The organism is Streptomyces flavofungini (assembly GCF_041028215.1).
In the GTDB taxonomy this organism is placed as follows: Bacteria; Actinomycetota; Actinomycetes; order Streptomycetales; family Streptomycetaceae; genus Streptomyces; species Streptomyces flavofungini_B.
In genome coordinates this window covers 1-9,947 of record NZ_JASKYR010000276.1, presented here as the reverse complement: position 1 = coordinate 9,947, position 9,947 = coordinate 1, and the positions used below count along the sequence as shown (strand labels likewise).

8 protein-coding genes are annotated in these 9,947 nt (G+C 72.5%); 3 read left to right on the top strand and 5 right to left on the bottom strand.

The features are described from left to right. The coding region (locus AB8Z36_RS19815) for an ATP-binding protein (protein WP_369214679.1) at window positions 1-135 on the top strand (135 nt) is incomplete at its 5' end. A 38-nt stretch (window positions 136-173) separates the two neighbouring features. Here the strand turns inward: AB8Z36_RS19815 and argF are convergent. From argF to AB8Z36_RS19795, 4 genes are all read right to left on the bottom strand, one after another. Further along, window positions 174-1,172: an ornithine carbamoyltransferase gene (gene argF, locus AB8Z36_RS19810; RefSeq protein WP_369214677.1), complete on the bottom strand. Its 999-nt coding sequence runs from the start codon at window positions 1,170-1,172 to the stop codon at window positions 174-176. A gap of 171 nt (window positions 1,173-1,343) precedes the next feature. Next, on the bottom strand, window positions 1,344-2,576 hold the full coding sequence (locus AB8Z36_RS19805; RefSeq protein WP_369214676.1) for an arginine deiminase: 1,233 nt from the start codon (window positions 2,574-2,576) through the stop codon (window positions 1,344-1,346). 153 nt (window positions 2,577-2,729) lie between these two features. Then, window positions 2,730-5,276 carry a polynucleotide kinase-phosphatase gene (locus tag AB8Z36_RS19800; RefSeq protein ID WP_369214678.1) on the bottom strand — a complete coding sequence of 849 codons (2,547 nt, stop codon included), beginning with the start codon at window positions 5,274-5,276 and terminating at the stop codon, window positions 2,730-2,732. 86 nt (window positions 5,277-5,362) lie between these two features. Further along, window positions 5,363-6,865 (bottom strand): 3' terminal RNA ribose 2'-O-methyltransferase Hen1, encoded by a 1,503-nt coding sequence (locus AB8Z36_RS19795; protein ID WP_369214675.1) that lies wholly within the window; start codon window positions 6,863-6,865, stop codon window positions 5,363-5,365. A gap of 427 nt (window positions 6,866-7,292) precedes the next feature. Between AB8Z36_RS19795 and AB8Z36_RS19790 the strand changes: the two genes are divergently transcribed. Continuing rightward, a complete protein-coding gene (locus AB8Z36_RS19790) occupies window positions 7,293-7,715 on the top strand; it encodes a hypothetical protein (RefSeq protein ID WP_369214674.1) in 423 nt (140 codons plus the stop codon). 177 nt (window positions 7,716-7,892) lie between these two features. Beyond that, complete coding sequence (locus AB8Z36_RS19785) at window positions 7,893-8,498, top strand: flavodoxin family protein (RefSeq protein ID WP_369214673.1); 606 nt, start codon at window positions 7,893-7,895, stop codon at window positions 8,496-8,498. A 135-nt stretch (window positions 8,499-8,633) separates the two neighbouring features. Here AB8Z36_RS19785 and AB8Z36_RS19780 read toward each other — a convergent pair whose 3' ends face one another. Beyond that, window positions 8,634-9,557 carry an LLM class F420-dependent oxidoreductase gene (locus tag AB8Z36_RS19780; protein ID WP_369214672.1) on the bottom strand — a complete coding sequence of 308 codons (924 nt, stop codon included), beginning with the start codon at window positions 9,555-9,557 and terminating at the stop codon, window positions 8,634-8,636. Between the last annotated feature and the right edge of the window lie 390 nt (window positions 9,558-9,947).

Here is a 9,947-nt window from a genome sequence, read left to right as displayed (position 1 = left end):
TCCCCCGGCCCGCCGGACCCGTGGCAGGAGCACGGCCGCGGGCTGCTCCTGATCCGCACCCTCAGCTCCTCCTGCGGCCACCGCGCCACGGAGTCCGGCAAGGCGGTGTGGTTCAGGCTGCCCGCGCGGGGCTGAGCGGGGCCCGCCCGTGACCCCGAGGCGTCGCCTCCGGCTCAGGCGAGCGTCGCGACCAGGACCGCCTTGATCGTATGCAGCCGGTTCTCCGCCTCGTCGAAGACGACCGAGTACGGCGACTCGAAGACCTCGTCGGTGACCTCCAGGGAGGTCGTACCGAACCGCTCGTGCATCTCGCGGGCGACCTCGGTGCCCAGGTCGTGGAAGGCGGGGAGGCAGTGCAGGAACCGCACGTCGGGATTGCCGGTGGCGCGCAGGACGTCCATGGTCACGGCGTAGGGCGCGAGGTCCGTGATGCGCTCGCCCCAGACCTCCTTGGGCTCCCCCATCGAGACCCAGACGTCGGTGGCGACGAAGTCGGCCCCCGCGACCCCCTCCTCGACCGACTCGGTGAGCGTGACGCGGGCGCCGCTGGCCCCGGCGAGCGCGCGGGCCCGCGCGACGGTCTCCTCGGCGGGCCAGTAGGCGCGGGGCGCCACGATCCGGATGTCCATGCCCAGCAGGGCGCCGGTGATCAGGTAGGAGTTGCCCATGTTCAGGCGGGCGTCGCCGAGGTAGGCGAAGGCGACGTCGGTGAGCGGCTTGGCCGTGTGCTCGGTGACCGTCAGGATGTCGGCGAGCATCTGGGTGGGGTGCCAGTCGTCCGTCAGGCCGTTGTAGACGGGCACGCCCGCGTGGGCGGCGAGGGTCTCGACGGTCTCCTGCGCGTCCCCGCGGAACTCGATCGCGTCGAACATCCGGCCGAGCACCCGGGCGGTGTCCTTGGCGGACTCCTTGTTCCCTATGTGCGAGCCGGACGGGTCGATGTACGTCGTCGAGGCACCCTGGTCGGCGGCGGCGACCTCGAAGGCGCAGCGCGTCCTTGTGGAGCTCTTCTCGAAGATCAGCGCGATGTTCTTGCCGGTCAGGCGCCGCACCTCGGTCCCGGACCGCTTCGCCGCCTTCAGCTCGGCGGCGAGGGCGACCAGGCCACGGAACTCCTCGGCGGTGAAGTCCAGCTCCTTGAGGAAGTGGCTGCCGGTGAGAGTGGTGGCCATGGTGATGCTCCTGGGGTACGGATAGAGGACGATACAACCATTGGAACTATATACGATCCTCGGCAATTCTATGCAGGCGGCTTCTGTGGCGGGCTTCCGTGGCGGGCTCCCCTGGCGGTGTCGTACGTGGGCCGCACCGGGAGCGCAGCCGCACCCCGAGCCCAGCCGGGCCTACGCTCCCGGCACCGCGTCCCGCTCGACCGGACAGCTCATGCACCTGGGGCCGCCCCGGCCGCGCCCCAGCTCACTGCCGAGGATCTCGATCACCTCGATGCCCTGCTTGCGGAGATAGGTGTTGGTCGTCGCGTTCCGCTCGTACGCGACCACGACCCCCGGCTCCACCGCTAGGACGTTGCACCCGTCGTCCCACTGCTCGCGCTCGGCGGCGTGCACGTCCTGGGTGGCCGTGAGGACCCGGATCGAGTCCAGGCCGAGCGCCGCCGCGATCGCCCGGTGCATGTGCTCCGGCGGGTGGTCGGTCACCTTCAGCTCCCGGTCGCCGACGCCCGGCTCGATGGTGTACGAGCGGAGCATGCCGAGGCCCGCGTACTGCGTGAAGGTGTCGCCGTCGACCATCGTCATGACCGTGTCCAGGTGCATGAAGGCCCGTCGCTTCGGCATGTCCAGCGCCACGATCGTCTGCGCCGAGCCCGCCGCGAACAGCTCGTGCGCCAGCATCTCCACCGCCTGCGGGGTGGTGCGCTCGCTCATGCCGATGAGCACCGCGCCCTTGCCGATCACCAGGACGTCGCCGCCCTCGATGGTCGAGGGGTAGTCCGCCTGGCCCCGCGACCAGACGTTGAAGTCGTCGTCGCGGAAGAGCGGGTGGTGCCGGTAGATCGCCTCGAAGTGCACGGTCTCGCGCTGCCGGGCGGGCCATCTCATCGCGTTGATGGAGACGCCGTCGTAAATCCACGCCGAGGTGTCACGGGTGAAGAGGTGGTTGGGCAGCGGGCCGAGCAGGAAGTCGTCCAGGTCCATGCAGTGGAAGCGCACGGACGTCGGCTCGGCGTGGCCCTCCAGGAACTCGCGCTTCGTCATCCCGCCGACCAGCGCCTCGGCCAGCTCCGCCGACGGCATCGTCTCGAACGCGGCCCGCAGGTGGTCCGTGGCCAGCGGGCCGTACTCCTTCTCGTCGAAGACCCGGTCGAGGACGAGGAGGCGGGCCGCGGGCACGTCCAGGGTCTCGCCGAGCAGGTCCCCGAAGAGGTGCACGGCCACGCCCCGGTCGCGCAGGACGTCCGCGAATCCGTCGTGCTCCTGCCGGGCCCTGCGCACCCACAGGACGTCGTCGAAGAGGAGCGTGTCCTTGTTGCTCGGCGTCAGGCGCTTGAGCTCCAGATCGGGTCGGTGCAGTATGACGCGGCGCAGCCGCCCGGCCTCGGAGTCGACATGGAATCCCATGGAGTCCATCTTTCCCCGGCCGGACGGCCTTCGCGCAGTAATGCGGCACGCCGCTCCCAAGTGGCGCGCCGCCCCGGGTGCCGCACGGCGGGCAGCCCAGCGGGCAGCCCGGCGTACTGCCTGCCAGGCGCGCCGCCCGCCGCGCCTCTCCGCTCAGAGCCGCGGGTCGACCGGCTCCGACTCCAGGGCGAGGACCGCGAACACCGCCTCGTGGACGCGCCACAGCGGCTCGCCGTCGGCCAGCCGGTCCAGGGCCTCAAGACCGAGCGCGTACTCACGCGTGGCGAGCGAGCGCTTGTGGCCGAGGAAGCGCTCGCGCAGCTTCGCCAGGTTCTGCGGGCGTGTGTACTCCGGTCCGTAGATGATCCGCAGGTACTCGCGGCCACGGCACTTGATGCCGGGCTGCACCAGACGCCCCTGGCCGTTCCTGGCCAGGGCCTCGACCGGCTTCACGACCATGCCCTCGCCGCCCCGGCTGGTCATCTCCAGCCACCAGTCGACACCGGCGCCGACCGACGCCTCGTCGCCGGTGTCGACATAGAGGCGGCGGGTGGTCTGGAGCAGCCCGGTGCCGTCGTGCTCGACCATGCGGTCGATCAGGGCGAGCTGCTCGTCGTGCGGGAGGGCGGCGAGGCTGCGGCCCTGGACCGCGAGGATCTGGAACGGCGCGAGGCGCACGCCGTCCAGGCCGTCGGTCGGCCAGCAGTAGCGCCGGTAGGCGTCGGTGAACGCGGTGGCGTCCGCCGCGCGCTCCCGCTGCCTGGCGAGGAGCGCGCCCGCGTCCACCCCCCGCGCGGTCGCGGCCTCCAGGGCGGCCAGCGCGCCGGGGAAGACGGCTCCCGACGCGGCGCCCACCGCCGCGTACTGCGTGCGCAGCAGGCCGGACGCCTTCAGCGACCACGGCATCAGCTCGGCGTCGAGCAGCAGCCAGTCCGTGTCCAGCTCCTCCCAGAGACCCGCCTCGGTGACGGCGGCGCGCAGCCGGTCGAGGATCTCCTCGGTGACGGTGGAGTCGCCGAAGAAGGGGCGGCCCGTACGGGTGTAGAGCGAGCCGGTCGGCGCCTCGCCGACGCCCGGCGCGGCCGGGGTGTCCCCGAGGCCGAAGCGCTCGCGGGCCACCCCGGCGTCCCGGCAGACCAGGGCCACCGCGCGCGAGCCCATGTGCTTCTCCTCGCACACGACCCGCCCGACGCCGTCCTGCGCGTACGAGGCGAAGGCTTCCGCCGGGTGCTCCAGATAGCCCTCGCGGTGCGAGGTGGCGGTGGGCGCCATGGTCGGCGGCAGGTACGGGAGCAGCCTCGGGTCCACGGCGAAGCGGCTCATGACCTCAAGGGCCGCCGCCGCGTTCTCCTCGCGCACGCTGACGCGGCCCGCGTACCGGGTCTCCACGACGCGGCGGCCGTGCACGTCGGCGAGGTCGAGCGGCCGTCCGTCGTGGCCGCCGGGGGCCTCCGTGCGCAGGGGCCTGGCCGGTTCGTACCAGACGCGCTCCGCGGGGACGTCGACCAGCTCGCGCTCCGGCCAGCGCAGCGCGGTCAGCCTGCCGCCGAAGACGGCGCCGGTGTCCAGGCAGATGGTGTTGTTGAGCCAGGACGCGGTGGGCACGGGGGTGTGGCCGTACACGACGGCGGCACGGCCGCGGTACTCCTCCGCCCAGGGGTAGCGCACGGGCAGGCCGAAGTCGTCGGTCTCGCCGGTGGTGTCGCCGTAGAGCGCGTGCGAGCGCACCCGGCCCGAGGTGCGGCCGTGGTACTTCTCGGGCAGGCCCGCGTGGCAGACGACGAGCCTGCCGCCGTCCAGCACATAGTGCGAGACGAGGCCGTCGACGAACTCGCGGACCCGGGCGCGGAACTCCTCGCTCTCCCCCGCCAGCTGCTCGATGGTCTCGGCGAGGCCGTGGGTGTGCTGGACGCCCCGGCCCTTGAGATAACGCCCGAGCTTGTTCTCGTGGTTCCCGGGGACGCACAGGGCGGTGCCCGCGCCGACCATGCCCATCACCCGCCGCAGGACGCCCGGGGTGTCCGGGCCGCGGTCGACGAGGTCGCCGACGAACACGGCCGTGCGGCCCTCGGGGTGCGCGCCGTCCGCGTAACCGAGCTTGCCGAGCAGGGTCTCCAGCTCGGCGGCGCAGCCGTGGATGTCGCCGATGATGTCGAAGGGGCCGGTGAGGTGGGTGAGGTCGTTGTACCGCTTCTCGGTGACGACCGAGGCGCCGTCGATCTCCTCGACGCCGCGCAGGACGTGCACCTTGCGGAAGCCCTCGCGCTCCAGGTGCCGCAGGGAGCGCCGCAGTTCGCGCTGGTGGCGCTGGATGACGCGGCGCGGCATACCGGCCCGGTCCTCGCGCACGGCGTTGCGCGCGGCGCAGACCTCCTCGGGCACGTCGAGCACGATCGCGATCGGCAGGACGTCGTGCTCCCTGGCGAGGCCGATGAGCTGCTTGCGGCTCTCGCTCTGCACGTTGGTCGCGTCCACGACCGTACGGCGCCCGGCGGCGAGCCGCTTGCCCGCGATGTAGTGCAGCACGTCGAAGGCGTCGGCGCTCGCGCTCTGGTCGTTCTCGTCATCGGCGACGAGTCCTCGGCAGAAGTCGCTGGATATGACCTCGGTGGCCTTGAAGTGCCGTCGCGCGAAACTGGACTTGCCGGAGCCCGTGGCGCCGACGAGCACGACGAGGGAGAGGTCGGTGACGGGCAGCATCCGGCCGGCAGCCTCCTCGGGGCGGGCGGCCCCGTTCTTCGCGCGGTGCCGTGCGTCGCCGTGGCCGCGGGTGCTCTCGTGCTGGGTCATGCCGCCCTCACTCCCTTCGGGGTCTCTTCCGCGCTGTCACGCCGGTCGGCGGCCCGGGTGAAGACCGCCATCTGGGTCGGCGGCCCCACCTCGGGGTCGTCGTCGCCCACGGGGACGAACTGCACGCCGTAGCCATGCCGTCCCGCCACCTCGGCGGCCCAGGTCCCGAACTCCTCGCGGGTCCACTCGAAGCGGTGGTCGCCGTGGCGGCTGTGGCCCTCGGGGAGGGACTCCCAGCGGACGTTGTACTCGACGTTCGGCGTCGTCACCAGGACGGTGCGGGGCCGCGCGGAGCCGAACACCGCGTACTCCAGGGCGGGCAGGCGCTCCACGTCGAGGTGCTCGATGACCTCGCTGAGCACCGCCGCGTCGTACCCCTTGAGCCGCTTGTCGGTGTACGCGAGCGAGCCCTGGAGCAGCTTGACCCGCTCGGCCTGGCGCTCCCCCATGCGGTCCAGCTTCAGCCGCCGCGAGGCCACGGTCAGGGCGCGCATCGACACGTCGACCCCGACGATCTCGGTGTACCGCACGTCCTTGAGCAGCGCCTGCACCAACTGGCCCTGCCCGCAGCCCAGGTCGAGGACGCGTGCGGCCCCGGCCTCGGTCAGTGCGGCGAGGATCGCCTCGCGGCGCCGCACGGCGAGCGGCACCGGCGCCTCCTCGGTGTCGCTCTCCTCGTCGACGGCGTTGTCGATCTCCTCGATGCCGGAGTCGTCGGCGTCGGCGAGCCGCACCAGTTCCAGGCGCTCGCTCGCCGCCCGGGTCAGGGACCAGCGCCGGGAGAGGTAGCGGCTGGTGATCAGGGACTGCTCCGGGTGGTTCGCGAGCCAGCCCTCACCGGCCCTGAGCAGCTTGTCGACCTCGTCGGGAGAGACCCAGTAGTGCTTGGCGTCGTCGAGGACCGGCAGCAGCACATACAGGTGCCGCAGGGCCTCGCCCAGCGTCAGCTTCCCGTCCGGCACATCGAGCACCAGACGGACGTACCGCGAATCGCCCCACTCCGGGAACCGCACATCCAGCGGCACCGGCTCCACCGACACCGACCAGCCCAGCGGCTCGAACAGGCTCCGCACCAGCGCGGCACCGCCACGCGCGGGCAGCGCGGGCACCTCGACGCTCAGCGGCAACGGCCGCCCCGCCAGCTCGGGCCGCGCCTTGCACACATCACGCATCGCGCTGGAGAACACCGTGCTGAGCGCCACGGCCAGGAGCGAGGAGGCGGCGTAGGGCCGGTCGTTCACGTACTGCGCGAGCGCCGCGTCGGGCGCCCCGCCCTGTCCCTTGCCCTTCCCCTTGCCGCGCCGCACGAGCGCGATGGGATCGACCTCCAGGAGCAGCGCGGCCGTGCAGCGCTCGGCCGTCGCCTCGGGGTAGAGGACGTGCGCGGTGCCGTAGGACGTGGAGAACGCCTGCGCGTTGTCGGGATGCTTGTGCAGCAGGAAACCGAGGTCGGTCGCGGGACGTTCGGGGGTGCCTGTGGTGGTGACGGTAAGGAACACGGTGAGTGGGCCTCGAAACGGAGTCTGAGCCGCGGTGCGCAGCCGGTTCCCGGTGCGGCGCACGCGAGTGCTGCCCGTCCGGGCGCCGTTGGACCGCGGCGGTGGAGGTGCGCGCTCTTCGGTGATCACCGCGGCACGCCTCTTCAACGTACAGCGCTCATCACGAGCACACCCTGGAATTTTCCCCTACCCCTCCACACCCCTCGCGAGGCCCCGGGGAGCCCACCGCTCACGGCACGGGCGGCCATCGCCGGGGGCGTGCGCCCCCCGGCGGAAAGCGCGGGAGATGGATCGCATCTCTGTCCTCTCTGCGCACCGTGTGCGCTCCCTGTGGGACGTTCGGACAGGGCGCACGACGGTGATACGGCTGTTGGCAGTCCCGCTCTCGCGCGTGTTCCCGCGCGCGGCATCACAGAGGAGTGATCGTATGGCGTCGTTCGACACCGGGCGGTTGTGCGCGATCGTCAAGATCCTGGACAAGGCGAGCAGTCACCTCCGTCTGGCGGCCCGCGAGTGTGCGCGGCCCGGGCCCGCGACCGCCGCTCCGGCCCCGGCCCCCGATCCGGCGGCCTCGGCCATCGTCGCGCTGCTGAGCGTCTCGGAGCACGCGTCGTGCAGCGTACGGAGGGCGCTGGTGCACATACGCAACGGTGAGGCCCAGCGGGCCAGGGACGAACTCGACACGGCACGCGGACCCTCCGGCGCCCTCGCTCCGGCGGGCATCGCCGCCGGGGGCATCGCGCAGCCGCTCCCTCCCCGGGTGACCACGGCCCTGCACCTGATGCTGGGGATCACCGGCTTCTTCCCCTCCGAGACGGAACAGGTGCTCGCCAGGGCCGCCGTCCGCTGACGCCGGAGTGCCGTGCCGCCGCCCACCGGCTCCCGGGCGGCGGCACCCACGGCCGTGTTTGCGCGCGGAGATCACGGGGACCTGGGGTCCGTACGGCTTTCGTCCGTACGACACATCTCCCCGTCCCCGTCGGCTCACGTCCCCGTGAGGCGGCATGACCCTCCTGAAGGAGTCACCGTGCGAGCCCTGGCCCTCGTCTGCACCCTGTCCCCCTCGCCCACCGCGTCCAGCAGCGAGGTGCTGGCCGGACAGGTGCTGGCCGAGCTGGAGAAGCGAGGGGTGGACGTGGAGAGCGTGCGGGTCGCCGACCACGACGTGAAGCCCGGCATCAAGGCCGACATGGGCGACGGCGACGAGTGGCCCGCGCTGCGCGAGAAGGTCCTCGCGGCCGACATCCTGCTCATCGCCACCCCGATCTGGATGGGCCACCCGGCGAGCAACTGCCAGCTCGTCCTGGAGCGCCTGAACGCCGACATGTCCGAGACCGACGATCAGGGCCGCCCCCTCTTCTACGGCAAGGTCGCCGCCGTGGCCGTCGTCGGCAACGAGGACGGCGCGCACAAGGTGAGCGCCGACGCCTTCCAGGGCCTCAACGACCTCGGCTTCTCCCTCGCCCCGCAGGCCGTGACCTACTGGGTGGGCGAGGCCATGCAGGGCACCGACTACCAGGACCTCGACGAGACCCCGGAAGCGGTCGACACCACCACGCGGACCCTCGCCGCCAACACCGCGCACCTGGCGCGCCTCCTCAGCGACGCGCCCTTCCGCGCTCCCGCGCAGTAGCCACTCGCCGCACGGCCCGCGCGCCGGCTCCACGGTCCGGTCGTCCGGCGGGTGGCCGCCGGGCGCTGGAGGGGCGCGTCCGGCGGCCACGTCTGTGGCCGGCCCCCGGCACGGCCGGGGGCCGGTGGCGCTGCTCTAGGAGAGCTGCGACTGCACCTGCGAGGAGATCAGCTCCAGGTGGTCCAGGTCGGCCAGGTCCAGGCACTGGAGGTAGATACGGCTCGCGCCGATCGCCTCATAGCGCCCGATCTTGTCGACGACCTCGGCGGGCGAACCGGCCAGGCCATTGGCCTTCAGCTCGTCCACGTCACGGCCGATCGCCGCCGCCCGCCGGGCCACCTCGGCGTCGTCCTTGCCGACGCAGGCGACCAGGGCGCTGGAGTACACCAGGTCGCCGCCCTTGCGCCCGGCCTCCTCCGCCGCCGCGCGGACCCTCCCGAACTGCCGCTCGCTGTCCTCCAGTGAGGCGAAGGGGATGTTGAACTCGTCCGCGAACCGCGCGGCGAGGCGCGGCGTGCGCTTCGCCCCGTGGCCGCCGATCAGGACCGGCACCTTGTGCTGCGCGGGCTTGGGCAGGGCCGGGGAGTCGGTGAGCTGATAGTGCGCGCCGTCGAAGGTGAAGGTCTTGCCCTCCTCCGTCGCCCACAGACCGGTGACGATCTCCAGCTGCTCCTCGAGGCGGGCGAACTTCTCCTTGGGGAAGGGGATGCCGTACGCCCGGTGCTCCTCCTCGAACCACCCGGCCCCCAGGCCCAGTTCGACCCGGCCGCCCGACATCTGGTCGACCTGCGCCACCTGGATCGCGAGAACGCCCGGCAGCCGGAACGTGCCCGCCGTCATCAGCGTGCCCAGCCTGATCCGCCGGGTCTCCCGCGCCAGCCCGGCCAGCGTGATCCACGCGTCCGTGGGGCCCGGCAGGCCGTCGGACGATCCCATGCGGAGGTAGTGGTCGGAGCGGAAGAAGGCGTCGAAGCCGAGGTCCTCAGCGGCCTTGGCGACGGTGAGCAGGGTGTCGTAGGTCGCCCCTTGCTGGGGTTCCGTGAAGATTCGAAGATCCATGGCTCCATCCTGCACGCTCGAACGCCCGTCAACCCCGCCGGTCGCGCCGGGCGCCCGCCGCCCCGGTCGGGTGAACATCCGTCAACATGACGACCGGCGCGCGCCCTTCCCAGTGACCCCGCGCGCCGGGTGATCGTTGACCCGGGCGGAGCCGGACCGCCCGGCACCCGCGCCGGCGGCCGCTGCCGGGGCGTCACTTGCGTCAACTGCCCTTCCCCGTGGGAGGGGCGAGGGCCGAGGAGGCCGTCATGTCCCAGGAAGCCGTGCCCGAACAGGAGGCCGCGCAGGAGGCCGCGCACGACGCGTCCGTGCCCGCGCGGCAGGGCCCACCCAAGGGCCTGCTTCAGCAGATGGAGGAGCTGATGGCCGCGCTCAACGCGGATCTGACGC

Excerpts from the sequence above, each read along its gene's own strand:
- AB8Z36_RS19790 (WP_369214674.1), top strand. The coding sequence starts at position 7,293 with ATGGCGTCGTTCGACACCGGGCGGTTGTGCGCGATCGTCAAGATCCTG.
- AB8Z36_RS19780 (WP_369214672.1), bottom strand. The coding sequence starts at position 9,557 with ATGGATCTTCGAATCTTCACGGAACCCCAGCAAGGGGCGACCTACGAC.
- AB8Z36_RS19805 (WP_369214676.1), bottom strand. The coding sequence starts at position 2,576 with ATGGGATTCCATGTCGACTCCGAGGCCGGGCGGCTGCGCCGCGTCATA.
- argF (WP_369214677.1), bottom strand. The coding sequence starts at position 1,172 with ATGGCCACCACTCTCACCGGCAGCCACTTCCTCAAGGAGCTGGACTTC.
- AB8Z36_RS19800 (WP_369214678.1), bottom strand. The coding sequence starts at position 5,276 with ATGCTGCCCGTCACCGACCTCTCCCTCGTCGTGCTCGTCGGCGCCACG.